This window comes from Streptomyces sp. NPDC031365 (assembly GCF_055569765.1).
The window spans coordinates 1-24,722 of record NZ_JBVIIM010000022.1; the positions used below are offsets into that span (position 1 = coordinate 1).

Here is a 24,722-nt window from a genome sequence, read left to right on the forward strand (position 1 = left end):
GACAAGAAACAACCGGTTCTGCGCGTGGGTGTGGTCCCCGGTCTCCGCTGGGGGGGGGGGGGGTGGCTGCGCCACCCGCACACCCCGCTTGCTGCGCAAGCGGGGTGACGGACCGTCCGCTGCGCTCCCGGACCGGCGGGACTCTGTCCCGCTACCAGGCTTCCGCTTTGCTCCAGCCTGATCGGCGGGTCCGCTGCGCTCCCCCGTCTAACGGTCCTTCCGGCTGCGCTTCCAGAACCGTTGGGCCCGCTAGCGCGGGCCGGGCTGGCTACGAGGAGTGGGGGGCGCTCGTTCGTGTGGGTTCCAGTGTAGCGGCTGCATCAGGTTGATGCAGCATGTACCGTTGGCGGAAACACGGGACTCCTCCAACCGCTTGGGGGGGCTTGAAGGAGGGTACGAATTTGTTGAGCGTCGAAATGCGCCTCAAGGTGCGGGAGGAAATTCAGCGTGAGGTTACTGGATTTACGGCGGAACAGATCCACGAACGGTTGGTGGCTGCAGGTGGTTTGGAAAGCTGCAAGAGTCACCCGAGGCCGCTCAGTACGGAGGAGCGGCTGGCGGCGGTTCGGCGGAACGAGTTGCGGCGCATCTGGACCTTGATGGGTGGCACGGCGTGGGACGCCTACTCTCCCGAGAGGGATGCGCAGGCGGACCGCTGGCACCAGGCGCTGCGGGACCGTCAGGAAGGTGCGAGCAGTGGGGCAGTGGAGTCTGACTCCGGGCTGATCCGCTATCGGATCGTGGCGCAGCGGACTGACCCGGCGCATCCCGGGGCCTCGGTGGTGACGAACTACACCTATGCGCGGTCGGTTGAGGAGGCTGTGGCGAAGGTGCGCCGGGCGAAGGAGAAGCCGGATGGCTTGTACGGGGATCAGGGCCTGTACCGGGTGGTGGAGGCCGTCGAGGAGAACCCGCAGAGCGAGGCGCGTCAACTGCGGGGCGCTCGCGGGCTGTTCCTCACTGCGGTCATGGACGCCGCTGTTGCCGCCCTGGACGATCAGCCAGCATCTGCCCGCCCGGAGTTGATCGAGGCCCTGTCTGAGTTCTTCTTCGACACCGTCCTCACTCGCGCGATCGTCTCCCCCGACAGCGGAGAGGACAACGCTCAGCTGCACGCCCGGGACGGAGAGGTCCTGTCTCGCTTGCTCCTGGCACACCTCGCCGACCACGGCCTGGGCCTGGTGGAGGCGAGCGCCGGCACCGGCGAACTGCACGCCCTGCCCGATCGGCACACGGGTGTCGGTCGGCCTTCCCTTCGTGCCGAGGAGAGCGACACGCCGGCGGAGCTCATCGAGCGCGTCCTCGCCGTGTGCGAGCAGCACTATGCCGCAGTGACCGGCACCACCTCCGAGCAGTGGGACCAGGAGTCGTCCCAGGAGCTCGTGGAGGTCGCCCTGCGGTCCGTGGACCTGGCGGAGCCGGAGACCTACCCGCAGACGCTGGACGCGTACCTGCACGAGCACGGGGCGCGGCTGGAGCGGCTGTGGCGCCGCTACGGGCCGGGCGGCATGTTCGCGGGTGAGCTCGTGCTGATCGACCTGCCCGGCTGCTTTGCGCTGTGCGAGAGGATCGAGACGACCCCGCTCTGGCTCGAAGGGATCTGGGCGAAGCACGGCCAGGAGGAAACTGCACTGGAAAGGCTTCACGACAGCTGGCTGTATGGCACGGGAGAGGAGGACGGGCGATGAGCAGGATTCCGCTCAAGAAACACCAGGCCGACCAGAAGTCGGCCTTTCGTAGGTGGGTCGGATTCTCTGCAAGGTCATCTGTGCCCCCTCAGGGTGCCCGTGGCACGATCGTGTCAGCGACCGGCTCCGGGAAAACGATCATGGCTGCCGCGAGCGCGTTGGAGTGCTTCCCGGAGGGCCGGATCCTCGTGACCGTGCCGACCCTGGACCTGCTCGTGCAGACCGCCCAGGCGTGGCGGGCGGTGGGGCACCGCTCCCCCATGGTCGCGGTGTGCTCGCTGGAGAACGACCCGGTCCTGAAGGAGCTGGGCGTGCGCACCACCACCAACCCGATCCAGCTCGCCCTGTGGGCAGGGAGCGGGCCGGTCATCGTGTTCGCCACGTACGCCTCCCTGGTGGACCGTGAGGACATCGACGCTCCCGAGGGCCAGCGGAAGGTTCGCGGGCCGCTGGAGGCCGCTCTGGCGGGCGGAGAGCGGCTCTACGGCCAGCAGATGGCCCCGTTCGACCTTGCCATCGTGGATGAGGCCCACGGAACCGCCGGTGATCTTGGTCGTCCGTGGGCCGCGATCCACGACAACAACCGCATCCCTGCCGACTTCCGGCTCTACCTGACCGCGACCCCGCGCATCCTTGCTGCACCCCAGCCGCGCAGGGGCGCGGACGGCCAGGAAGCGGAGATCGCGACCATGGCCGACGACCCGGACGGCACCTACGGCGGGTGGCTCGCCGAGCTTGGACTCTCGGAGGCGATCGAGCGCGAAATCCTTGCGGGATTTGAGATCGACGTGCTGGAGATCCGCGACCCCTCCCCCGTGCTCGGGCTGTCGGAGGAGGCGCTGCGAGGCCGACGCCTGGCCCTGCTGCAGACCGCGCTCCTGGAGCACGCGGCCGCGTACAACCTGCGTACGGTCATGACCTTCCACCAGAAGGTGGAAGAGGCCGCGGCGTTCGCGGAGGCACTGCCCAAGACCGCCGCGGAGCTGTACGTCACCGACACCTCGGACAACGACCTGGCGGCCGCGGGCCGGCTTCCGAAGTCGTCGATCGACGCCGAGTTCTACGAGCTGGAGGCCGGCCGCCACGTACCCCCGGACCGCATGTGGTCGGCGTGGCTGTGCGGCGACCACCTCGTATCCGAACGGCGCGAAGTGCTGCGCCAGTTCGCAGGCGGCATCGACGCCTCGGGCCGGCGGGTCCACCGCGCGTTCCTGGCGTCCGTCCGCGTGCTCGGGGAAGGCGTGGACATCACCGGCGAGCGGGGCGTGGAGGCGATCTGCTTCGCCGACACCCGCGGCTCCCAGGTCGAGATCGTCCAGAACATCGGCCGCGCGCTCCGGCCCAACCGCGACGGCACCACCAAGGTCGCCCGCATCATCGTGCCCGTCTTCCTCCAGCCCGGCGAGGACCCGACCGACATGGTCGCCTCCGCCAGCTTCCGCCCCCTCGTAGCCGTGCTCCAGGGCCTGCGCTCCCACGATGAACGACTCGTCGAGCAGCTCGCCTCCCGCGCCCTCACCCACGGGCAGCGCAAGGTGCACCTCCGGCGTGACGAAGACGGGCGGATCGTCGGGGCCGGCGGCGAGGTGGGCGAGGACCAGGAGCACGACGACGCCGATGGTGCGGCCGAGTCGGCGCTGCTGCACTTCTCCTCTCCCCGGGACGCAGCCACCATCGCGGCGTTCCTGCGCACGAGGGTGTACCGGCCGGAATCCCTGGTCTGGCTCGAGGGATACCAAGCACTGCTGCGCTGGCGGGCAGAGAACAAGATCACCGGCCTCTACGCCGTGCCCTACGACGTTGAGGTCGAGGTCGGCGTCACCAAGGACTTCCCCCTCGGGCGGTGGGTGCACCAGCAGCGCAAGGCGCTGCGCGCCGACGAACTCGATCCCCACCGCAAGGAACTGCTGGACGCCCCCGAGGCCGGGATGGTCTGGGAGCCCGGCGAAGAAGCCTGGGAGAACAAACTCGCCGCACTGCGTTCCTACCGGCGGGCCACGGGACACCTCGCCCCGCGTCAGGACGCCGTGTGGGGCGAGGGCGAGGCGATGGTGCCGGTCGGGCAACACATGGCCAACCTCCGGCGCAAGGGCGTTAAGAACGGCCTGGGCAAGGACCCGAAGCGGGCGGAGCAGCGTGCGGCGCAGCTCACCGCAATCGACCCGGACTGGGACTGCCCCTGGCCGCTCGACTGGCAACGCCACTACCGCGTCCTCGCAGACCTCGTCGACGCCGACGGCCACCTGCCCGACATCGCACCCGGCGTACTCATAGACGGCGACGACATCGGACGGTGGCTCCAGCGGCAGAAGCAGCCGGGCACCTGGGCCCAGCTGTCCGAGGAGCAGCAGGAGCGGCTGACCAAGCTGGGCGTGCAGCCCGTAAAGATGCCGGCTCCGCTGTTCGGGGGTGGGCACGGACTACGCGCTGATCATCACCGCCCGCTACCGTGAGACCCTCGTTCGATGAGCCGGACCGCGCCCGCGCGATACAGACCGCCGTGCGCCGCACCGCCGAGTCCGTCCTCGCCAGCGCCTCAACCATCGTGCTCGCCATGTACGCACGGGCCGGGGTTGGCCGGGGCGGCCGGTCCGCCGGGTCAGGTCCGCTCGCGGTGGACCTTCGTGTTGGACGCCTGGGCGCGCGGCCGGACCACCAGCAGGTCGATGTTGACGTGGCTGGGCCGGGTCACCGCCCAGGTGATGGTGTCGGCGACGTCGGCGGCGGTCAGCGGCTCGGCGACACCCTCGTAGACCTTGGCGGCCTTCTCCGTGTCGCCGCCGAAGCGGGTCAGCGCGAACTCGTCGGTCTTCACCATGCCGGGCGCGATCTCGACCACGCGCACCGGACGGCCGACGATCTCCAGCCGCAGCGTCTCGGCGAGGACGTGCTCGGCGTGCTTGGCGGCCGCGTAGCCCGCACCGCCCTCGTAGGTGGCGAAGCCCGCCGTGGACGACATGATCACCACGGTGCCGTCGCCGCTCGCCTCCAGCTTGGGCAGCAGCGCCTGGGTGAGATGCAGGGTGCCGATGACGTTCGTCTCGTACATCCGGCGCCAGTCGTCCGGGTCGCCGGTCGCCACCGGGTCGGCGCCCAGCGCGCCGCCGGCGTTGTTGACCAGCACGCCGACCGTCCGGAAGGCCGTGGCGAACTCGTCGACCGCCGCGCGGTCGGTGACGTCCAGCGGGTGGGCCGTCGCCGAGTGCCCGGCCGCCGTCAGTTCCTCGGCGAGCGCCTCGACGCGGTCCTTGCGGCGCGCGGTGAGCACGACGCGGTACCCGGCCTCGGCCAGCCCGCGCGCCGTGGCGGCCCCGATGCCGCTGCTCGCCCCGGTGACGACGGCAATCCGCGAGGCGGCGGACGGTGCGGCGGCGCTGGGCATGGGCTGCTCCTCGGGCTGGGGCGGACGGCTGCCGCCCAGCATAGACGGGGCGCCGGCGGCGGGGGCGGGCACCTGCGGGGGCATTCCCAGGACAACCTGCGCTCCAGCCCCGCACGCGCCGACATTGCCACCGCGCTCACCTACGCCGGTCACGTCGGCCGTGTCGCAGACCCCCGCATGGGCAAGGACGGCAAGACCGTCTTCTACGACGTCGTCTCGACCTCGACCCCTACAGCTCGAAGGCCCTCGACGCGATCGGTCCCCTCAAGCAGGCCACACAATCCGCGGCCCAGGCTGCCGGAGTGCAGGACGCCACGGTGCTCATCGGCGGCGAGACCGCGCAGAACGCCGACATCCGCTCCGCCCTCGACCGCGACACGACCCTTGTCGTGCTGCTGGTCCTGGCCATCGTCACCGCGGTCCTCGTCCTACTGCTCCGCTCGCTCCTTGCCCCGCTCTACCTGGTCGCGACTCTGATCCTGTCGTTCCTGGCCACCCTGGGCGCCACCACCTTCTTCACCGTGACCGTCCTCGGTGACGACGGCATCGGCAACCGCGTCACCGCGTACATCTTCGTCTTCCTCGTCGCGCCCGGCGTCGACTACAACATCTTCCTCATGAGCCGGTTCACGCAGGAACTGCGCACCCAGCCCCCAGCGAAAGCGATCACCGCCGCCCTGACACGCACCGGTGGCGTCATCTCCTCCGCGGGCCTCATCCTCACGGCGACCTTCGCTGTCCTGATGACCCAGCCGATCCGCGAACTGTTCCAATTCGGCTTCGCCATGGCCTTCGGCATCCTGCTGGGCACCTTCCTCATCCGCCCCCTCCTGGTCCCCGCCATCGTCCGCCTGCTCGGCGACTACGCCCTGTGGCCCGCACGCCCAGGCACCTCGCAGACGCCCTCCACTCCCACCTCCGAACCGCCTTCCACCGACGTGCCGGCCGCACGATCTGCCGAAACCGGCTCCGGGCGTCTGCTGTGCGCGTTCACCTGGATCGCGGTCATCGAAGCGTGCACGTGGGCAGGTCTGCTGGCCGGGATGTACCTCAAGTACATTCCCGAAACCACCGAACTCGCGTACGGATCTTCGGCACCCTCCACGGTGCCGCCTTCATCGTCTACGTGTCCCTGACCGTCCTGGTTGCGATCTGGCTGAAGTGGCGGCTGGGCCGGACCACGATCTTCGCCCTGCTGGCCGCCGTACCCCCGTTCATGACTGTCGCGTTCGAAATCTGGGCCCGCCGCACAGGCAGGCTCCCTCAGCCGGCCTCGAGCTCAACTTCAACCCTGTGACCGCACCCCGCAGAGGGGCTCCAACGGACACGCGGTGCACATCATCGTCATCGCCATGCGGGCCCCGGCCGGGCGGGACAGCCACCGACATCACGCCGGCAACCGAAAGAAGACAGGAATGAGCACCGCCGTCGCCGAGAAGACCGTCGCCGCGCCCGCCCAGGGCGCGTTCGAGGACCACGTCACCGCCGGCGTGCGCGCCCCCCTTACCGAAGTGCCGGGGCAGCGCAACGCACGGTTGCTGCGTCGCCGTAAGGGCGCACACGGCTACCTGGCCGTCCTCGGCCTCGAGGACGACGCCGCGTTCACCGCCTGCACTTCGCCGGAGGCGTTCCGCACCGTGCACGCCGACCCCACCCACACGCTCGCCGACGACAACTGCGTCACGGCCTTCGAAGCGGTCACGCAGGTCTGACGTCTCTGGTCCCGCGGGTGCCGGAACAGCTCGCGCTGCCAAGCCGCGCAGGATTACGCAGACCGGTTTCTCTTGGCCGCACCGCGGCAGCGGTGACCGCCCTTGCCTGTACGGGTAGGCAGACCACGTGCAGGGGCCGGGCATTCTGGAAGGCGGAGGCCAGGTCGTGGTGGGTTTCGTGTCCGGCTCGAACTGGCCGTGGGGGTTCACATGGGTCCACAGCAGCGGGCACCGAGCCCAGCCGGCACCACAACTGCGGAGGCTGCCGAGGTCGTGCGCCCAGGCGCACAGCGACACCAACGGAAGCACGCGTCCGCGAAGACCGGACGTCCTGGAATGAGACAGACACAAGTCACTTCGCACCTCACCTGTCGCCCCATCTGAACAGCAAGAACCAACCCGCATCTCCAGTAGCACGGACACCACACTCCGACGATTTGGAAATCGCCGGATAATCGGGCAGTCCAGGTGAAAACGACCTCTAAAGGGTGTTGCAGAAGGCCGTAAACTGGTCATCTCCCTTGTATGGCTGGGGTGTTGAGGGCCGAGCGGGTGTGGGTGGAGACGTTCACCGGTCTGCGGATGGATCAGTTCGGCCGATTGCTGAAAGCGGTCCGGGAGCGCGGTGGCGAGGGTTGCGGATGGGGTCGCCCGTGGCGTTGCCGTTGGCCGAGCGGGTTCTGCTGGTGGCCGTGTACTACAGCCCGAACCTCACCATGCGGCAGCTCGCCCCGCTGTTCGGCGTCTCACCCGCGACGGTGTGCCGGGTGATCCAAAGGCTCGGCCCGCTGCTCGCACTCGAGCCGGCTCGGACCTCTGCCGACGCCGCCGAGCGGCTGTGGATCGTGGACGGCACCCTCGTCCCGGTCCGCGACCGCACGGTCGGCGCGTCCTCACGAAACTACCGGTTCCCGGCAAACGTGCAGGTCATCGTCGATGCCGAGTCCCGCCTGGTGGTGGCCACGGCCCGTCCGGTGCCCGGCAACACCGCGGACGCGAAAGCCTGGCGGGGCTCCGGCCTGGCCCAGCACTGCGAAGGAGTGACGGCCCTCGGAGACGGCGCCTACATCAACACCGGACTGATCGTCCCGCACCGCAAACGCCCCGGACGACCCCTGCTCAAGGGCGAGGAAGAAGACAACGCGCAGCATCGCAAGGTCCGCGCCCGCATCGAGCACACCTTCTCCCGGATGAAGAACTACAAGATCCTCCGCAACTGCCGGCAGCGTGGCAACGGCCTTCACCACGCCGTCCAGGCAGTGGCCCGTATGCACAACCTCGCCCTCGCCGCATGAACGAACGCGCCCAAACACCGCTCCAGCCTGCGTGATTACGGCCTTCTGCAACACCCTGCAGCCGTTCTCGCGACGGGTGTAGCCCTCGGGCGGCAGGATTGCTTAGACAAGAGATTCATATTTAGACTCTTCTGCTAGATTGTCGTCGCCTGCCAAGGCGTCCGGCTGATCCAGGCTCGCCACGGTGCCCTCCGAGGCTGTCGTGGTGGCTGTGGCAGGGCTTGACGCAAGGAGGGAAACCACGATGGCCGACCGCTTCCGAATCGAGTTTCTGTACACCGGAGGCACGATCGGGCTGCTCGAGTCGCCGCGGGGCTTCGAACCCGGTGCGGATGTGCAGGGGGCGGTCACGAGGGTGCTCGCTGCCAGTGGCCTGGACGTGGACTTCGTGTTCAGAGAGGTGGACCGGATCGTCGATTCCTCGGACATCACACCGGCCGACTGGCAGGTCATGGCGGACCACCTCCGTCACCGTGAGGAGTTCGACGGTTTTGTCGTACTGCACGGCACGAACACGCTCGCGCACTCCACCGCTGCCGTGTCCTTCGCGCTGACCGGTTTCGGCAAACCCGTGGTGTTCACCGGCTCGCAGATTCCACTGGGGCTGCCGGGCTCGGACGCGCCGACGAACATACTCGGCGCCGTTGAGGAGGTGACCTCGGGTGTTTCGCGGGGGGTCACTGTCTCCTTCGGCGGGGATTTGTTCGAGGGTGCGCGGGTGACCAAGAGCTCGGCCACCGGGCTGCGCGCCTTCACCAGCCCCAATGCCGCGAAGCTGTCGCGGCGGGAGGCCGCGGTGCATACGCCCGCGTCCTCCCCCGGCTGGTGCGGCTGGGACGACCCACTGCCGTACAGAACCCATGACATCGTCGCCGTCACTGCCGTGCCAGGTCTGAGCGCGAGCCGGTTCCGCTCCATGACCACTCCCGCGCCCGATGCGGTGATCTTCCGTACGTACGGAGCCGGAGAAGGATCGAGCAGCCGGAGAAGGATCAAGCGAGGAGCAAGGGCTGCTCGAGGCCGTCAGGGAACTGGTGGCATCCGGAACGCCTGTCGTGGTCGTGAGCCAGTCCCCGCAGGCCCAGGATCGAGATGACCAAGTGTGCCGCAGGGGAGTTCCTGCATCTGGCCGGTGCCGTCGGCGCGGAGGACATGACCTTCGAAGCCGTGCACGCCAAGCTCACGTTCCTGCTCAGCCAGGGGGTTGCGCCGGACGAGCTGGGCCGGTGGCTCTTGACCGACCTGGCCGGCGAGATCACCGCACCCGTACCTGTGCGCCGACGTGTCGGCTGATGATCCGCTGGGCGGGAGTCGAACAATGTCGGGCTACGTGTCCAGAGATGGAAAGTGAATCCAAGCCGGAGCTGAAAGGGACCTCATGGAACACCTCGCAGACAGTGCGGAAAAGGCCGAGCACAAGGGCGCCTCCGCCGGAGGCTCGGCCGAGGCGGACGAGCATCTCGTCCGTGAGGCAGAGAAGATTGCTGTTGCGCTGGGGCGGATGTTCCCGGGTCTGTGTGAGGTGGTGCTGCACGATCTGCGTGACCCACGGCAGGCGATCCGGGTGATCGAGAACAACCTCTCCGGCCGTGAGATCGGAGACTCCGCGACCGAACTCGGCCTGGCCCGTATCGCCGATCCCGAGTACCCGAGCGTCATCCAGAACTATCCGAACCAGTTCCCCGACGGCCGCCCCGCGAAGAGCACGTCCATCGGCATCAGGAACGCCGCCGGCCGGTACATCGCGGCGCTCTGCCTGAACCTCGACGTGTCCGTGCTATCACCCGTGACGCTCGCGTTGTCGAACCTCGTGGCCACGGATACCGAACATCGCGAGCAGCCCCTGGAGACGCTTCGGGACCGCACGGCGCGAGAGCTGCGCCGGACCGTCGAGGCACTGGCGGCGGAGCGCGCCGCCGCCCCACGCTCGCTGAGCCGGGAGGACAAGAAGGCACTCGTGCGGCAGCTGCACCGGGACGGCTACTTCGATTTGCGGGACGCCGCGCAGACCATCGCGGACCTGCTCGGTATGTCCCGGGCAACCGTCTACAACTACGCGAAGTGAAGGACCTCTCATGACCACCTCCGGATCGTCCCCCGACCTCGTGCTCGCTTCCTCGGCCGGCTCCGGCCAGGAGCGGGGCGCGAGCAGTCTGCTGCATATCACCGAGGAGCAGACCGCCGCGCTCGTGGACGAGGAACTGGCCCTCGAAGCAGCCCGTGCCGCTTTTCGCCGCGACGGTGGATGGCACGGTTTTCCCCAGTCTGGCAGTGCACGGCTCCGATCCGCGCAACCGCTTCACCCTCAAACCGTCCGCGTCCGCGACGCACGCCGGGGTGAAGATCGGCACCTACTGGCCGGGCAACCCACAACACGGGCTGCCGCGTCACCACTCCACTCTGCTGCTGTTCGACCAGACGATCGGCCGGATCGCGGCTGTCCCGGAGGTCGACACCGCCAACGCCTACCGGACCGCCGCCGCGGACGCCCTTGCTGTCGACCTGCTGGCCCGCCCCGAAGCCGCCACTCTGGCCGTCTTCGGCACCGGCCACCAGGCCGCCTATGAGGTGCGGGCCGTCAGCCGCATCCGGGCCATCGGCGATATCCTGGTCGTGGGTCGCACCGCGGAACGCGCCCGGCAGATGGTGGCCGTGCTGGCGGCCGAGGGCCATGACGCTCGTGCCGTCGGCGCCGAAGAAGCCTGCGCCCGGGCCGATGTGATCGTCACCGTCACCACCGCCGGCACCGACACCCCACCCCTCTTCCAGGCCGACTGGATCCGCCCCGGCACCCACATCTCCTGCATGGGCGCCGACGCTCCCGGTAAGCGGGAACTCGCGCCGGAGCTGTTCGACCGTGCAATTGTCTTCTGCGACCTGCCCGAGCAGGCCCGCCGCATGGGCGAGAGCCAGCACGCGCCCGCGGACACAGTCCTCACTCCGCTCGGAGAAGTCCTCCTCGGCCACGCCGCAGGACGCCGCGACGCAAGCGACGTCACGATCTTCGACAGCTCCGGGATCGGCCTGCAGGACCTCTACCTCGGTCTGGCCCTCCTCGAGAAAATGGACGTATCCCTGTGAACACCGCCCCCTCCGCCGTCGGCACGCTGACCGATCCCGACACCCCGTTCGCGGTCGTCGACGTCCACAAGGTCCGGCGGAACATCGACCGCCTCGCGGCCAAGGCCGACCGACTCGGCGTCACCCTGCGCCCGCACGTGAAGACGGCCAAGAGTCTCGACGCCGCCTCCCTTCTGCACGACGGCACCCCCTGCCCGATCACCGTCTCCACCCTCGCCGAGGCCGAAGCCTTCGCCGACGGCGGCTACACCGACATCACATACGCCGTCGGCATCGACCCCCACAAGCTGCCCCGCGTGATCGCCCTCGCACGCCGCGGGACCACTCTGCGCATCCTGCTCGACAGCTGCGAACAGGCCGCCTTCGTCACCGACGCCGCCCGCGCAGCCGGCATCGCCATACCCACACAGATCGAGGTCGACTGCGACGGCCACCGCGGCGGCGTCAAGCGCGACGACCCCGCGCTCACCGAGATCGGCCGCACCCTGCACGACGCGGGCTGTCTGGATGGGGTGCTGGTCCACGCGGGCGAGTCCTACTTCGCCCACACGCCCGTAGAGCAGCGACTGGCGGCGAAGAACGAACGCGACATCGCGGTCGCCGCCGCCGACACGCTGCGCGCGGCCGGCCTGCCCGTGTACACCGTCAGCGTCGGTTCCACCCCCACCGCCCACGCGGCCGACGACCTCACCGGCGTCACCGAACTACGCGCCGGCAACTACCTCTTCTTCGACCTGGTCATGTGCGGTCTCGGGGTGTGCCAGGTGGACGACCTCGCGCTGTCGGTGGTCGTCACAGTCATCGGCCACCGCCCCGAGTACGGATGGATTCTCACCGACGGCGGCTGGATGGCCATGTCCCGCGACCGTGGCACTGCCGCCCAGCCCCAGGACCAGGGCTACGGACTCGTCACCGACCTACAGGGCAATCTCATCCCTGACCTGGTCATGGGCGACGCCAGCCAGGAACACGGCACCCTCACCGCCCGCGACGGCGCCGATCTGCCCGACCTGCCCATCGGCACCCGCCTGCGCATCCTGCCCAACCACGCCTGCGCCACCGCCGCCCAGCACCACGGCTACCACATCATCGACAGCACCCGACCGATGAACGACACACCCGCCATCCAAGCCTTCTGGAACCGCGTCACCGGCTGGTGACGAGCCACCCCACCCCATGTGCATTCGCCCTCCTCACCACCGCCAGGAGACACAATGACCTCCACACCGCCCGTTTCGTTCGACGACGTCCGCGAGGCCGCCGCACGTCTCAGAGGCGTCGCGCATCGCACCCCCGTCCTCACTTCTCGGACCTTGAACGCCCTGGTCGGAGCCGAGGTGTTCATCAAGTGTGAGAACTTCCAGCGGATCGGGGCATTCAAATTCCGCGGTGCCTACAACGCCGCAGCTCAACTGCCTCCCGAGCAACTGGCCAAGGGCATCGCGGCCTACTCCTCCGGCAACCACGCCCAGGCCACCGCCCTGGCCGCGCGCGAACTGGGCACCACCGCCGTCATCCTGATGCCCGAGGACGCCCCCCGTTCGAAGCTGGAGGCGACCGCCGGATACGGAGCGGACATCGTCACCTATGACCGCTACACCCAGGACCGCACCGCACTCGGCGAGGCCCTGGCCGCAGACCGCGGCCTCGCCCTCATCCCGCCCTACGACCATCCCCATGTCATCGCTGGCCAGGGCACCGCCGCGCTCGAACTCTTCGAGGAGACCGGCGCACTTGACGCCCTCGTCGTGCCTGTCGGAGGCGGCGGCCTCATCGCTGGCAGCGCCACCACCGCCAAGGCCCTGCATCTCGGGATCCAGGTCATCGGCGTGGAACCGGAGGCCGGCGACGACACCAAGCGCTCTCTGGAAAGCGGCGAACGCGTCACCGTCCCTGTCCCCCGCACGATCGCCGATGGTCAGGCCCCGCCCGCCCCCGGCGAGATCACGTTCGCCATCAACCGGCGCCTGGTCGACGCCATCGCCCTCGTCAGCGACGAGGAAATCGTTCACGCCATGCGGTTCGCTTTCGAGCGCCTGAAGATCGTCCTTGAGCCCAGCGGTGCCTCTGCTCTTGCCGCTCTCATGGCTGGACGCGTCGACAGCCCGCCACGGAGGATCGGCGTCATCGCCTCTGGCGGCAACATAGATGTCCGCAGGTTCACCGAACTCGTCAGTGACCGAGAGAGAAGTATGTGAGTGCACCGGCGATTTGTCGCCACTTGAACGTATGGCAGGACGGCATCCTGGCCGGCCAGCGGCCACATTGGTGCGGAGGAGATCCTGGCCCTCCTTGCCTCACCTTGTTCTTTTTCTTCCGGCCTCGAACGGCGCCTCGTACTGAGTCGCTCACCTGGCGATTCACCGGATGTGGGGGCGGCCTTCGTCTGATCCTGTGCTCCGATCAAGGTGCACATGACCAAGACGAAGGCCGTGAGGGTGAGTCTGTTGCCAGTTGCTGTCCGTAGGGAAGCGTTCGCGGAAGCGTCACACTTCCCTACGTTGTTCTGCGGGACGCGGTGAGCCCTTCGTATGGTTGACCCGCCCATGGGTGTCGGGTGTGGTTTTCACGCTTCTATCGTTTGTGGCTTGCCCGGATTGGCCGCCCGACGCCCCACGATGACTCGGCTGCCAATTAGGAATTGCGAATGATCGCTCCGTAGGGAATCGACAGCGAGGTCGTCCGTCGGGAGGCACCAGCAGCGCACCGCACGGAGGCACCACATGGCCACGATCTGGGCTGGCATCGATGCAGGCAAGACCCACCACCACTGCGTCGCGATCGACGAGAGCGGCCGTCGGCTGCTGTCGCGACGCGTCGCCAACGACGAACCCGAGCTGCTCGAACTCCTCACCGATGTCCTGGCCCTAGGCGGAGAACTCTCGCCGCTTCGCCGAGCACGAGGCGGCGGGACGATTTCCCGCCTACGAGACGCTGGCCCTCGCGGTGGCGTCGGATCCGGACGTGCTCGGTTTCCTGAGCACTCTGCCCGCCGACAGGCGCCAGCCGAACCTGCTGTTCGCCGCGGCCCGCCACATGCTGCGCACGGCGCCCGACGCGGACGCGCTGCGGGAGCTGGCCACCACGCAGGCCGGGGGGCTGCGGACGATGATGCTGTCCCGGCGCACCCAGACCAACGAACCGGGCCGCTGCGCAACGCTCCTGCCCGGGCTGGGGCCGCGCTCGATGGGCCGCTCGCTCTGATCGAGGTCGGCGCAAGCGCCGGACTGTGTCTGCACGTCGACCGGTACTCCTACGACTACGGCCACACGCACCTGACCGGCCGTGACCCACAGGCACCGACACTCCGGTGCCGGGCGGAGGGACCACACCCGGAACTGCGGATGCCCGAGGTGACATGGGCGGCCGGCATCGACCTCAACCCGCTCGATCCGTCGGATCCCGGGGACCGGTCCTGGCTCGAGTGCCTGGTGGGGCCAGGGTAGACGGCCCGCCGCGCACGCCTCGTCTCCGCATGGGCAACCGCGCGGCGCCATCCGCTGCCCGTGTACGAGGGCGACCTGATCGAAGCGCTGCCGGCCCTCGTCGGGCAGGCACCCCGGGACGCGCGTGTCGTGGTGTTCCACTCGGCGGTGCTGGCATACGTCGGGCCGCGGCTCCGTGCCGACTTCGCCGCGCTGGCCCGCGAGCTCGACGTCGTATGGATTGCGAACGAGGCGCCGGGCGTGGTCGCCGACGTCGAGCCACCCCGGTTCGAGACCTCGCCGTTCGTCCTCACCATCGACGGCGCACCCGCCGCCTTCACTCACCCGCACGGCGACTGGATCCGCTGGATGTAGCAGGTGCAGCCGTGCCGCGGGCCGCCTCACCCGGCAGGCACGAGCACGCTGTGGAGCTCATGATCGGTCGAGAGGGCACGGTGCCATGGGCGAGCCTGAAGGGACGGACCGTGACGATGAGCGGACGACGGGACGTGCGGCGGCTGCACTGTCGGTGACCGGCGCGTCCGGGTACATCGGTGGACGCCTGGTGCCGGAGCTGCTGGAGGCCGCGTTCACTGCTGCCAGCCGGGCCATTGGGTCACTGTTCGATCTATCGGGCTGAACCGCTCATCACGCCTGAAAGCCCATGCGCCCTGGCTGCTCACGCCGCGGTGAACCGTTCAGCGGCATCCCAGAGTTCGCCTTCACGCCGCTCGTCGTAGGACTCCTCCGACGAGCGGGCCACACGGCCGCGGTCGACGTAGGAACCGGTCAGTGTCTGAGTCGTGCCGAGGACGACGTCGGCGAGGTAGCGGCCCGCCGCGTTGCGGCTAGTGGCAAGGGGGGTGAGGGTCGTCACCGGCAGGATGCGACGCATCGCGAACCGGGAGACGGGGTCTGCGTTGCGGGCAAGACCGGTGCCGGGGACGAAACCCGGGTTGTAGGCGACCGCATCAATTCCGGCCGGCAGGCGGCGCGCGTACTCGTGGACCAGGTAGATGGCTGCCAGCTTGCTCGTGGAGTACGCGGTGCGTCCGGCGGCCGTGGTGTCCGGCTTGGGGAAGGCGCCCGTGCGAGCGAGGGCGTCAGGGGACTTCCAGGCCGGGCCCGGCACCATGCCCATGTTGTGCTTGAAGTCGCCGAAGTGGGTGTCGCTGACAGTGATCACAATCCGGGCGGGGGCCGCAAAGCGGTCCTGGAGCAGGCGTACGAACAGGTGGTTGGCGAGCACGTTGACTGTGAACGTGGCTTCCAGTCCGTCGGGTCCCTCGGTGAGCGCGTTGGTGTACTGGATACCCGCGTTGCCCACGAAGCCGCGTAGTGGCGGCAGGTCACCGCGGTCGAGCCGGTCACGGATCTCGGTGGCGGCCTGGCGGACGCTGTCCAGAGAGCCTAGGTCTGCCGGGACGTGCGAGACCGTGTGCCCGCCCGTAGCGAGTTCCGCAGCGAGCCGTGCGCCGGAGGATTCGCGGGCGACGACGAAGAGGTGTGTGTTCGGTGACCGGCGCAGGATGTCCTCCGCGGCGACGCGGCCGATCCCGCGGCTCGCACCTGTCATCACGATGGTGTGCTTCATGGAAGGCTCCTTCGCTGGTCAGCCGATGTCGCCCGGCTTGGGCACAGCCCCACGTTCGCCGCTTGCGCCACCGCCAACCAGCGCCGTCCCCGTCACTAGGACTGGCAGTACCCAGGCTGATGCGGCGCCGCACAGCGACAATGAACCCATGGCTGCCTTCCGCTCCGATTTCGCCGCACTCCTGCACGCCTGGCGCGACCGCCTCTCCCCAACCGACGCCGGCTTCACCGTGACCAACGGCCGTCGGGCCCCGGGACTGCGCCGCGAGGAGCTGGCGCAACTGGCCGGACTCTCCGTCGACTACGTCCTGCGCCTGGAACAGGGACGCGCGACCAGCCCCTCAGCCCAGGTCGTCGGCGCCCTCGCCCGGGCCCTTCAGCTCTCCCGCGCCGAGCGCGACCAGCTGTACCGAAGCGCCAGGCTCCTGCCACCCCAGGATGGGACGGTCAGCACCCACGTTCCCGCGGGGATCCAACGGCTCGCCGCGCGTCTGAGCGACGTCCCGATCGGCGTGTTCACCGCCGACTGGACTCTGGTGTGGTGGAACACCACGTGGAGCGCCCTGCACGGCGACCCCGCCGTCATTCCGATCGTCGAACGAAACCTTGCTCGCGCACTCTTCGGCAACGGCGCCGCACGCGCCTCGATGCTTCCCGTCCGGTCCGAGCGCGGACCAGACGCCTTCGAAGCGTCCGTCGTCGCCGACCTCAAGGACGCCGTGTCCCGCTATCCAGCGGACGCCCAGCTCGATCGTCTCGTGCAGGAGCTGCGAGGAATTTCCGACGCCTTCGCTCATCACTGGGCCACGCAGACGAGCGCCGCCCCACACACGACTGACCGCAAGACGATCCGCCATCCGGAGGTCGGCGACATCCTGCTCGACTGCGACGTCCTCATCGTCCCCGGCGCGGACCTGCGCATGGTCACCTACACGGAGGCGACCGGAAGCAGCAACGCGGGGAAACTGGACCTTCTTCGCGTCACAGGTGGCCGCCGTACCGCCACCGCGCTCCCCTGAGCGGCGACTGCTGGGCGGTTTCGCCAAACCGACTGGGCGAGCCTCACCGCTGCCACCGGCCACTATCGGTCACGGACCGAGCACGTACTCGACCTGCTTCATCTCTCAGCCTGAGCACGTATCAGCCTGGCTGGGCATCGGCTGGGCGTAACGGTTGTACCCCGGGCGCTGCTAGTACTCCAGGAAGCCGAGCGCGCTGTCGGGCCGGCAGACGCCACACGCCTTGGCTCCCTCCGTGAGAGCCCGCCGGGCTTCGTCCAGGCTGATGCCGCGGGCGCGCTTGCCCCTGTTCCACCAGTCGCCACCAACGGTACCCGCAGACAGTGACCGCACGGTTACCTCTTACGAGTCAAGCATTGGTCTCGGCCCTTGGGAGCGGAGGTGGCCCGTTTCCTTGAGCGGCGGCGGGAGGCTCGCCGCGCGCGTGGGAGAAGGCCGCTCAACGGGCGGCGGACGACCTGGAGGGCAGGTAGCTGCCGGATTGACCCGCTGGCGGCGCTGATGAGTGAGTGACCTCCGAGGGGCGGCGATACCCATCCCCCTTGCGAAGGTTAGACGCGGGCGATGCGCTCGATGGAGGCGAACAGCATCTCCACGGCCTGCTCGGCCACCTCCCGCTCGGCGGGCAGGCGAAAGGTGCGGGCCGGTTCGGCCAGGACGGGGGCACCCTTCGGGCGTGCATCACCGGCTGGGCGGTCGTCCAGGTGAAGACGCGCACCCCGTTGCCCTCACGCCGGCTGGGGGCGGAGCGGAGCGGGGGCGTTTCGGCGGTCAACTAGTAGGTCTCCGTGCCCCACACCACCGGGTCGAGCGCGGCCGGGAAGGCCAGCTCGGCCCCCAGGTGCTCGGTGGGCAGCCGGACGGCCCGCTGGAACCAGCGCCGACCCTTGGTGTCGCTGGCGGTGTAGGCGTACTCGATCCACAGCGACTCGCCGGGGTGAGCGGGGCTTGGCCTGCCGGTCATCACCCCACGCACCGGTTGGCTGGCCGAGCACATAGACCCTGGACTCCTCTTCGACACCGCCGACCGGGCCCTCGCCGCCCGGCTCGCCACTGACAGCGAGTTCTACTGGGTGTACGCCAAGCGTGGGCACGCCGCCACCGCCGCCCGCTACCTGGAGGCACTGCGATGACAGCGCTGTTCGGCGCGGTAATGCTGTCGTACGACGAGCCGCTCGCCGACAAGCTCCACGCCCGCCTCCAGCAGGTGCTCGGAATGAAGGTCAAGCGGCTTCACGGGGGCAGGGGATGCGCCGGGCCTACTGGCTGGCCGCCAGGTCGTGGACGCCGGGCCGTTCCTGCTCACCGACGCCGACTTTCATCCCCACCGAGTTCGCTCTCCCCACCATCGAGCCCATCGAGGAAGGGGTGTAGTTGCGGGTGTACCCGATCAACCAGTCCCCGTATCACGCCCGAAAAGCCGGATCTGGCTGGAGATCGTGCGAATCGCTCTCGACCTGCTGGCCTGGATGCCGATGCTCGCCCTGACCGGCAAGGCCCGTCGCTGGGAGCCCCGACGTCTGCGGCTCCGCCTGTTCACCACAGCCGGGCAGTTCGTGACCACCGGCCGTCGCCGGATTCTCTGCCTGCCGGGCACTGGCCACATCACCGCCGCCCTTGACCGGCTCGCACTCCTGCTGAACCCCGTCTGACCAGTGATTCGCTCGTCCCGACGAGAGAACGCTCCAGCCGGAGCAGTGGAACCCGGCGTCCACCCGAGATGACACTCGGGCCCTCAACCTGCCCCACCTCGGTCCACGTCACGAAACTTCGAGGTCAGCGCGAATCAGACAAGGTTGTACACAGCGGGGCGGCGTCCAGGTTGCTGCCGGGCTCGTAAATCAGTGGGCGGTTGACACGCTGGCCCGGCGCGGGAAGGTCAGCGTCGTAGCGACGACAGGGAGGTGCTGGGCCCGTCCTGCCGAGGACGCGGTCGAGGCGATGGTGAGCGCAGCCGTGCGGTTCCACCAGCCTCCCGCGCTGCCAACCTCTTCACACGCCTATGTGCGGAAGCAACCTGAACCGAACGACCCGGAGGAACGTTCCAGTTACTGCACGCCTGTTGCCTTCCCCTCGGCCATATGCAGTAGATGACGGATCGACTTGGGTGCAGCGCTCGACGGCGTCACGACGTGACCGGATTCCGCCCTAAAAGGATTATGCAACAGTGAACAGCAGATATACGGTAGCACTCTCTATAAGTATCCTTACAGTTTCCATGGTTACGAGTTGCGGAATCATTGGCAGTGACGAGAATCGCCTCACGTTGGGCACCACGGACCAGCTTTCATATAGTGCGGATGTCCCTTCTCCGCTAGACCCGGCGGCTGCCTATGACATCGGCGCATGGAACATTATGCGCAATGTTTTTCAGACTTTGCTGCGGCCGCCACCGATGGCCGGTGGAAGGCCTGTGCCTGAGGCGGCGGAAGAGTGTCATTTCACTGGCAGAGAAGAGACTGAATTCGCCTGCACACTCCGCGATGGTCTTCGTTTTTCTGACGGTGCACCAGTCACGTCTGAGGACGTCAAGTACTCCATAGAGCGTGTGCTACGGATCGAGTACGCCGGAGGCCCCTTTGGCCTTCTGGAAAATGTGTCGACGGTGGAAGCGCGTGATGACCTGCACGTTGTGTTCCACCTCAAAAGGCCCGATGCCACCTTCCCCTACAAGCTGTCCACGCCCGTTGCCAGTATCGTAAATGATGAGCATTATCCGTCATCTACGGTGCGGAAGGGCTTTGCAGTCGACGGAACGGGCCCGTACACCATGAAGGTACATTCAGAGGGCAACCGTGGCAAGTCGGCGACGTTCGACAAGAACCCAAAATATAAGGGCACACTTTCCGTCCAGAATACGGGAATTGACCTGCAATTCTTCAGCAGTACTGAAGACATGAGCAGGGCCCTCAAGAATTCCAAGATCGATATGGCCACCCGAAGTTTCACCTCTGATCAGGTACGCGATCTTCAGTGGCGACATGACGACACCATCGATCTCTACAAGTCACCCAGCCTTGAAACTCGGTATCTCGTGTTCAATTCCAAGAATCCAGCGGTTTCTAAGAAGTCCATCCGGCAAGCGATGGCACAGTTGATCGATCGTTCAAGTATCGTGCAGAAAGTCTATCCTGACACTGGGAAGGAGCTGTACTCCATAATTCCGGCTTACATGTTCGGGCATGTGAACTCATTCTTCAATAGATATGGTGAGCCGGATGTCGAGAAGGCGAGGAAGTTGCTAGCCGCCGATGGGGTGAAGACTCCGGTGCGTCTCACTCTGAGTTACACGAACGACCACTACGGGTCGACCACGAAACAGGAGTTCAATGAAATAAAGCGTCAGCTCAATACATCGGGCCTGTTTGACGTTGACATTAAGGGTACTGAATGGTCCCGATTCGGGAATGAGCGATTGGGGAAAAACTATGAAGTTTACGGTATGGGCTGGTTCCCAGACTACTCAGATGCCGACGGATTCCTCTCGCCATTCCTTGGCAGGCGTAACGACTTCGATAATGAACCCAGCCCGCAAGTACGCAATGTGTTGCTACCCAGAGAACAGCGGGAAAGTAACCGCTCTCACGCCGTCAAGGATCTAGAGGCCATCCAGGATTCAGTTGCCGATGACGTCTGGTTCGTTCCTCTTTGGCAGGGAGTGCAATTCGTGGCGGCACAGGATTATGTCACGGGAGTGGAAGGGGCCGTCAACAGTTCCTCGGAACTCCAACTGTGGGAGCTGCGACGGGGCCTTCCTTCCGAGTGAGGTGTCCAAAAGCTGTTCCGCAACGCTCGGCCGGGTGCAATCGAGGCGGACAACCTCCGGTGAAAAGATGGGCAAACGGCGGCGGATCAGCACGCAGTGCTTGGCCTTTGAGGTCGTCACTACACGCAGACGGGCGTCGACTTTTTGCAGGACGTCGTGGCGCTACTACCGAAGGAGTTCACCGCCATGCCTGACAAGGCATCGGACGACGACATCGACGGCCTGTGGGAAAAACCCCGTGTGCAACCCGTTGGGCCTGCTTGGCCAGCAGCCGAGCTGGTGACCTCGATCACCAACTCGGCGTCGTCGCGCGGCCGGGGCAGGTGCGGGGCGAGCCCGCACGGCCGCGGCCTCGCTGCCCTCGACGTCGAGCTTGATCAGGCGGGCGGCGGCGAGTTCGTCGGCGGTGAGCAGGTACGGCAGTGGCGCCGCGTCGGCCCGCATACGTGGGTGCCAAGCATGCGCTGACCGGTGTTCTCCGCGCTGCGGCCGAGAAGTCCCGTACGGAGGATGTGCGGCGGGTCACCACCGGCCCCGGGATCACCTCGGACAACGTGGCAGGCGAGGCGCTCAGGGCGGCGGCCGCCAGCCGCGACCGCGTACTGGTCGACAGCACCGCGAAACCGGCCTGGCGGGCGAGCCGTCCGGCACCCCGTGTGTATGCGTGGCTGATGGCGCGGAGGCTGCGCGGGAGCGGGTGACTGCGGATTCGTGCCGGGTGCGACTTGGTCATACGCGACACGGAACCGGCCAGCTGATCCGCCTTCAGGTGCGGCCCGGGCGCGTGGGTACGTTGTCGTGATGCATGACGACGACAAGCTCGATGCAGACCATGCGGTCAGGGACACACTCGCCCCCCTGAAGACCGTGGACCGAGGAACCTACGACCGGGCGGTGGGCTATGTGCGCGAAGGCGCCGGGCCGTCCAGCGGTGAGGCCGAGATCCTCTCGGCGCTGGAGGCACTGCCTGCCGAGGAGGCGAGGCGGCTGACCGGCCTCCTCGACGAGCCCGGGCCTGGGGAGCCGGGCTTCGTCTCTCCGGACGTCGTCGCGCCGCTCGCAGCGCTGCACCCCGGCTGGACGGCGCGCGCCGCCGAGCGCACCCGCTGCGTCGTGTACGCGGCAGCGGACCCCGCGGTGATCGCGCGGCTCGGCAAGGTCCTGCTCGCCGTGACGCGCGAGGTGAGGCTCCCCACCTGGGACGAGGAGTCCAAGAAACGCGTCGAGATAGACGTCGTCCCGCAGGGCGTGCCGGCCTGGCTCGCTCTGGTAGTCAACGACCGGGCGGCCAAGGGCTACGGGGCTACACCCATGGCGACACCTGTGGTGGAGGTCATGGCGACGCGATGGACCCCCGACTTCGTCCGGGACGTGGCGGTCGCCGGCGGCGTCCCCGAGGACGCCGCGACGAGCGTAACCCTCACCGTGCTGCTCGAACGACACGCACCACACCTCCACGACTTGGACAAGCTGGTCAAGACCCCTGCCGGACGGGACTTCGTCAACCGCCACGCCGACGTCGTCGCGGAGGTGGCACCCCTGCTCACCAGCTTGGGGAAGATCAAGACTGTCGCGCTCGCGAGCCGGGACCTGTCCGTGCACGGCGGGCTCCTGGCGCAGCTCGCAGTCGACGACCAACGGCGGGTCAAGGTCGCGGCGCTCGCCGAGCTCGCACGCCTCGACGCGCGCACGCAGATCGGGCTGCTCACGCCGCACCTCCTGACCGCGCCCGTGCAGGCACTGCGTGAGGTGCTGGCGCAGCTGACCGGGGTCAACGACGGCCCTGCAGCGATCGACGCCGCGCTCTCCGCGATGCCGGACGATGCCGACCGGGCGGCGGCCCTGCGCACCGTGGCCGAGCGTGGGCGCGCGCAACGCGAGCCGGTGGCGGAGCTGGTGGTTCCCGCTCGCCGGCCGGTGCCGCCGGACGCGCTGCCCCCTGACCTTCACGAGGCGCTGACCGGGCTGGCGACCGGTGCCTGGTTCCGCACCACTGCCCTGACCGAGGGGCTACAGGATCTGACCGACGTACGGGACGTGCTCGGGGTGCTGGCCGACCACGGGCTGCCCGACCCCGCGCGGCGGCTCGCGTCGTCCCTCACCGTGCGCACCGACGGGGGGTACGGCGCGACGATCGGTGACTGCCTGTCCGCGGCCGACGCCGAGCGGTGGTGGCCCCTGTTCGCCGAGCGGCTGGACCTGGCGGACGAGTACCTGGAGCTTCTCCCCGGCCCGGACCGGGCCGTCGGTCCCCCGACGACCGCCGCGATGCTGAAGATCCTCGCCCACTTTCCAGTGGTCCCCGACGTGCTGGTGCCCCGGCTGACCGGGCTCGCGCTGAGCGACACCCGGTACCGGCGCGGTGCACGGCACGTGCTCGCCCGGCACCGGGTGGCCCGCGCGTCAGCGGAGCGAGGGCTGCGCGACGACGCAGCAGAGACCCGCGCGTCAGCGGCCGAGTGGCTCGCGGAACTGGGCGAGGCGGACGCTGTCGTGGCGCTTCGGGCCGCGCTGGCCACGGAGACCAGCGACCTGGTGCGGTCGGTCCTCGCCCGAGCCGTCGAGGTGGCCGGCACAGGGACCGCCGTCGAGCCCGGGTGGTTCCCGCTGGAACTCGTGCCCGCCGCGGCCTGGAAAAACGGGGCCCCCGTCCCGCCGCAGGTGCTGCGGAGGTGGTCCCCGAGGGCTCTCGACGAGCTGGGCCGGTTCCGGGAGAAGGCCGAGGAGCGTGGCCTTCCCCGCGAGGACGTCGACGCGTGGCTGGGGATCGCGCGCCAGTCGGCCGTGCTGAACACCCAGGGGTCCGGACCGGTCGTCGGCCGGTTGGGCGGACCGGTGCTGTTGCCGCCCGACGTGCGGCTGCCCGGCGAGGAAACGGACGACGAATGGCCAGACCCCCTCGTCGCGACGATCGACCTGGGCGCGCTGCCCGACGGCGCCACGAACCTGCCGCTTCCGGGAGCCGGCACGCTGATGCTGTTCGCGACTCCCGCGTGGGAGGAGACCACGGCGTCGGCGGTGTACGTCCCGGCGGGCACGCCGGTCGAGGAGCGGCACCTCGAGTACGACCCGGACGCCGACATCGACGCCGACGAGTTCGCGCACGATGTGTCCGGCGACCTGCACGTGGAGTACGTGGCGTCCCTACCGGACTACGGGGTCGACGTCGACGCCCCGCGCACGGTGGTCGACCTCCCAGTGCACCCCAGCGCCCACGACCGGCTGCGCACGACGTGGGACATGGTTCTGGGTGACGAGCCCGATCGGTTCCGTCGGTTGCCCGTTCTCGAGCTCGGCGGGTACCCGCACGAGAACGAGGGCGACGGCGACCCCGTCGCGTACGTCTCGCAAGGGACCGGCATCGACGGGTGGGTGTTGCTGGCAACCTGGAAGCCGAAGTTGGACAACTTTGAGTCGTCGACGATCTACTGGGCTGTCCCGCATGACGACCTCGCGGTGGGGAGGCTCGACCGCGTAAGGATCGACGATCACTCGAATCCCTGATCCCGTCAGGGATGCCTGCGGAGTTCGATCGCTCGCAGCTGTCCGGACCCTCGATCCAGCCGTGCCTGTTGCCCCCACCACTGACCACCTCGTGGTCGAGCGAGGGCCCGGCGACCAGCAGGTGCAGGGGGACGTCGGGCCGGGCGGAGGACGACGTCGACGGCGTCCATGTCCTTGTGGGGCCACCAGCCGCCGAACAGGCACACGGCCGCCTCCGCAGCCGGCGATACCGAAGGCATCCCCGGCCCGGACGCGTT

General features: G+C 68.3%; 24 protein-coding genes and 5 pseudogenes. 23 read left to right on the forward strand and 6 right to left on the reverse strand.

What is annotated here, in order from left to right; all coding sequences use genetic code 11:
- Positions 1-404: 404 nt before the first annotated feature.
- From ACZ5C2_RS27325 to ACZ5C2_RS27335, 3 genes and pseudogenes are all read left to right on the forward strand, one after another.
- Positions 405-1,688, forward strand: coding sequence for a hypothetical protein (locus tag ACZ5C2_RS27325; protein WP_468796634.1), 1,284 nt, complete (start codon positions 405-407; stop codon positions 1,686-1,688).
- Positions 1,685-4,087, forward strand: a pseudogene (locus ACZ5C2_RS27330) (helicase associated domain-containing protein); the annotation flags it as partial. The gene ACZ5C2_RS27325 and the pseudogene ACZ5C2_RS27330, both read left to right, overlap by 4 nt.
- Positions 4,088-4,097: 10 nt before the next feature.
- Complete coding sequence (locus tag ACZ5C2_RS27335; protein WP_468796900.1) at positions 4,098-4,157, forward strand: hypothetical protein; 60 nt, start codon at positions 4,098-4,100, stop codon at positions 4,155-4,157.
- Between the two features lie 130 nt (positions 4,158-4,287).
- On the opposite strand, the gene ACZ5C2_RS27340 is transcribed toward ACZ5C2_RS27335, so the two are convergent.
- Positions 4,288-5,070, reverse strand: a complete 783-nt coding sequence (locus ACZ5C2_RS27340) for an SDR family NAD(P)-dependent oxidoreductase (protein ID WP_468796636.1) — start codon at positions 5,068-5,070, stop codon at positions 4,288-4,290.
- A 254-nt stretch (positions 5,071-5,324) separates the two neighbouring features.
- On the opposite strand from ACZ5C2_RS27340, the gene ACZ5C2_RS27345 reads away from it, so the two are divergent.
- The 13 genes and pseudogenes from ACZ5C2_RS27345 to ACZ5C2_RS27405 all read left to right on the forward strand — a co-directional run bounded on the left by ACZ5C2_RS27345 (position 5,325) and on the right by ACZ5C2_RS27405 (position 15,223).
- On the forward strand, positions 5,325-6,206 hold the full coding sequence (locus tag ACZ5C2_RS27345; protein ID WP_468796903.1) for an MMPL family transporter: 882 nt from the start codon (positions 5,325-5,327) through the stop codon (positions 6,204-6,206).
- Positions 6,197-6,367 carry a DUF3817 domain-containing protein gene (locus tag ACZ5C2_RS27350; protein WP_468796639.1) on the forward strand — a complete coding sequence of 57 codons (171 nt, stop codon included), beginning with the start codon at positions 6,197-6,199 and terminating at the stop codon, positions 6,365-6,367. The genes ACZ5C2_RS27345 and ACZ5C2_RS27350 overlap by 10 nt, the downstream gene beginning before the upstream one ends.
- Positions 6,368-6,485: 118 nt before the next feature.
- Positions 6,486-6,782 carry an antibiotic biosynthesis monooxygenase gene (locus ACZ5C2_RS27355; RefSeq protein ID WP_468796642.1) on the forward strand — a complete coding sequence of 99 codons (297 nt, stop codon included), beginning with the start codon at positions 6,486-6,488 and terminating at the stop codon, positions 6,780-6,782.
- Positions 6,783-7,307: 525 nt separating this feature from the next.
- Positions 7,308-8,077: pseudogene (locus ACZ5C2_RS27360) on the forward strand (transposase).
- A gap of 244 nt (positions 8,078-8,321) precedes the next feature.
- Complete coding sequence (locus ACZ5C2_RS27365) at positions 8,322-9,173, forward strand: asparaginase domain-containing protein (protein WP_468796645.1); 852 nt, start codon at positions 8,322-8,324, stop codon at positions 9,171-9,173.
- On the forward strand, positions 9,170-9,370 hold the full coding sequence (locus ACZ5C2_RS27370; protein WP_468796648.1) for a hypothetical protein: 201 nt from the start codon (positions 9,170-9,172) through the stop codon (positions 9,368-9,370). The genes ACZ5C2_RS27365 and ACZ5C2_RS27370 overlap by 4 nt, the downstream gene beginning before the upstream one ends.
- Before the next feature lie 85 nt (positions 9,371-9,455).
- Entirely contained in the window at positions 9,456-10,142 is a 687-nt protein-coding gene (locus ACZ5C2_RS27375) for a helix-turn-helix transcriptional regulator (RefSeq protein WP_468796650.1), read from the forward strand.
- A gap of 206 nt (positions 10,143-10,348) precedes the next feature.
- Positions 10,349-11,158 (forward strand): ornithine cyclodeaminase family protein, encoded by an 810-nt coding sequence (locus tag ACZ5C2_RS27380; RefSeq protein WP_468796652.1) that lies wholly within the window; start codon positions 10,349-10,351, stop codon positions 11,156-11,158.
- Positions 11,155-12,318, forward strand: coding sequence for a DSD1 family PLP-dependent enzyme (locus tag ACZ5C2_RS27385; RefSeq protein ID WP_468796654.1), 1,164 nt, complete (start codon positions 11,155-11,157; stop codon positions 12,316-12,318). The genes ACZ5C2_RS27380 and ACZ5C2_RS27385 overlap by 4 nt, the downstream gene beginning before the upstream one ends.
- A gap of 54 nt (positions 12,319-12,372) precedes the next feature.
- The gene (locus ACZ5C2_RS27390; RefSeq protein ID WP_468796657.1) at positions 12,373-13,356 is read left to right on the forward strand and encodes a threo-3-hydroxy-L-aspartate ammonia-lyase; all 984 of its coding nucleotides are present in this window, start codon (positions 12,373-12,375) and stop codon (positions 13,354-13,356) included.
- 525 nt (positions 13,357-13,881) lie between these two features.
- A pseudogene (locus ACZ5C2_RS27395) lies at positions 13,882-14,028 on the forward strand (IS110 family transposase); the annotation flags it as partial.
- Positions 14,029-14,092: 64 nt separating this feature from the next.
- Positions 14,093-14,958, forward strand: a pseudogene (locus ACZ5C2_RS27400) (DUF2332 family protein).
- A gap of 85 nt (positions 14,959-15,043) precedes the next feature.
- Positions 15,044-15,223 carry a hypothetical protein gene (locus ACZ5C2_RS27405; protein ID WP_468796660.1) on the forward strand — a complete coding sequence of 60 codons (180 nt, stop codon included), beginning with the start codon at positions 15,044-15,046 and terminating at the stop codon, positions 15,221-15,223.
- Between the two features lie 39 nt (positions 15,224-15,262).
- On the opposite strand, the gene ACZ5C2_RS27410 is transcribed toward ACZ5C2_RS27405, so the two are convergent.
- Positions 15,263-16,177 carry an SDR family NAD(P)-dependent oxidoreductase gene (locus ACZ5C2_RS27410; RefSeq protein ID WP_468796663.1) on the reverse strand — a complete coding sequence of 305 codons (915 nt, stop codon included), beginning with the start codon at positions 16,175-16,177 and terminating at the stop codon, positions 15,263-15,265.
- 148 nt (positions 16,178-16,325) lie between these two features.
- Between ACZ5C2_RS27410 and ACZ5C2_RS27415 the strand changes: the two genes are divergently transcribed.
- The gene (locus ACZ5C2_RS27415; RefSeq protein ID WP_468796666.1) at positions 16,326-17,195 is read left to right on the forward strand and encodes a helix-turn-helix transcriptional regulator; all 870 of its coding nucleotides are present in this window, start codon (positions 16,326-16,328) and stop codon (positions 17,193-17,195) included.
- A gap of 171 nt (positions 17,196-17,366) precedes the next feature.
- Here the strand turns inward: ACZ5C2_RS27415 and ACZ5C2_RS27420 are convergent, their stop codons facing one another.
- Complete coding sequence (locus tag ACZ5C2_RS27420; RefSeq protein WP_468796669.1) at positions 17,367-17,528, reverse strand: DUF6233 domain-containing protein; 162 nt, start codon at positions 17,526-17,528, stop codon at positions 17,367-17,369.
- 209 nt (positions 17,529-17,737) lie between these two features.
- Here ACZ5C2_RS27420 and ACZ5C2_RS27425 point away from each other — a divergent pair, with 209 nt between their 5' ends.
- Positions 17,738-17,974, forward strand: a complete 237-nt coding sequence (locus ACZ5C2_RS27425; RefSeq protein WP_468796672.1) for a hypothetical protein — start codon at positions 17,738-17,740, stop codon at positions 17,972-17,974.
- Here the strand turns inward: ACZ5C2_RS27425 and ACZ5C2_RS27430 are convergent.
- The 3 genes from ACZ5C2_RS27430 to ACZ5C2_RS27440 form a co-directional block, all read right to left on the reverse strand.
- Positions 17,971-18,159 carry a hypothetical protein gene (locus ACZ5C2_RS27430; protein ID WP_468796675.1) on the reverse strand — a complete coding sequence of 63 codons (189 nt, stop codon included), beginning with the start codon at positions 18,157-18,159 and terminating at the stop codon, positions 17,971-17,973. The genes ACZ5C2_RS27425 and ACZ5C2_RS27430 overlap by 4 nt on opposite strands.
- A 147-nt stretch (positions 18,160-18,306) precedes the next feature.
- Positions 18,307-18,432 carry a hypothetical protein gene (locus ACZ5C2_RS27435; RefSeq protein WP_468796678.1) on the reverse strand — a complete coding sequence of 42 codons (126 nt, stop codon included), beginning with the start codon at positions 18,430-18,432 and terminating at the stop codon, positions 18,307-18,309.
- A 22-nt stretch (positions 18,433-18,454) separates the two neighbouring features.
- Positions 18,455-18,589, reverse strand: a complete 135-nt coding sequence (locus ACZ5C2_RS27440; RefSeq protein WP_468796912.1) for a hypothetical protein — start codon at positions 18,587-18,589, stop codon at positions 18,455-18,457.
- A 33-nt stretch (positions 18,590-18,622) separates the two neighbouring features.
- Here ACZ5C2_RS27440 and ACZ5C2_RS27445 point away from each other — a divergent pair.
- From ACZ5C2_RS27445 to ACZ5C2_RS27465, 5 genes and pseudogenes are all read left to right on the forward strand, one after another.
- A pseudogene (locus ACZ5C2_RS27445) lies at positions 18,623-18,847 on the forward strand (transposase); the annotation flags it as partial.
- Positions 18,848-19,461: 614 nt separating this feature from the next.
- Positions 19,462-20,961: an ABC transporter substrate-binding protein gene (locus ACZ5C2_RS27450; protein ID WP_468796681.1), complete on the forward strand. Its 1,500-nt coding sequence runs from the start codon at positions 19,462-19,464 to the stop codon at positions 20,959-20,961.
- Positions 20,962-21,147: 186 nt separating this feature from the next.
- A complete protein-coding gene (locus ACZ5C2_RS27455) occupies positions 21,148-21,429 on the forward strand; it encodes a hypothetical protein (RefSeq protein WP_468796684.1) in 282 nt (93 codons plus the stop codon).
- On the forward strand, positions 21,408-21,662 hold the full coding sequence (locus ACZ5C2_RS27460; RefSeq protein WP_468796687.1) for a hypothetical protein: 255 nt from the start codon (positions 21,408-21,410) through the stop codon (positions 21,660-21,662). The genes ACZ5C2_RS27455 and ACZ5C2_RS27460 overlap by 22 nt, the downstream gene beginning before the upstream one ends.
- A 100-nt stretch (positions 21,663-21,762) precedes the next feature.
- Positions 21,763-24,465: a hypothetical protein gene (locus tag ACZ5C2_RS27465; RefSeq protein WP_468796690.1), complete on the forward strand. Its 2,703-nt coding sequence runs from the start codon at positions 21,763-21,765 to the stop codon at positions 24,463-24,465.
- Positions 24,466-24,722 lie beyond the last annotated feature (257 nt).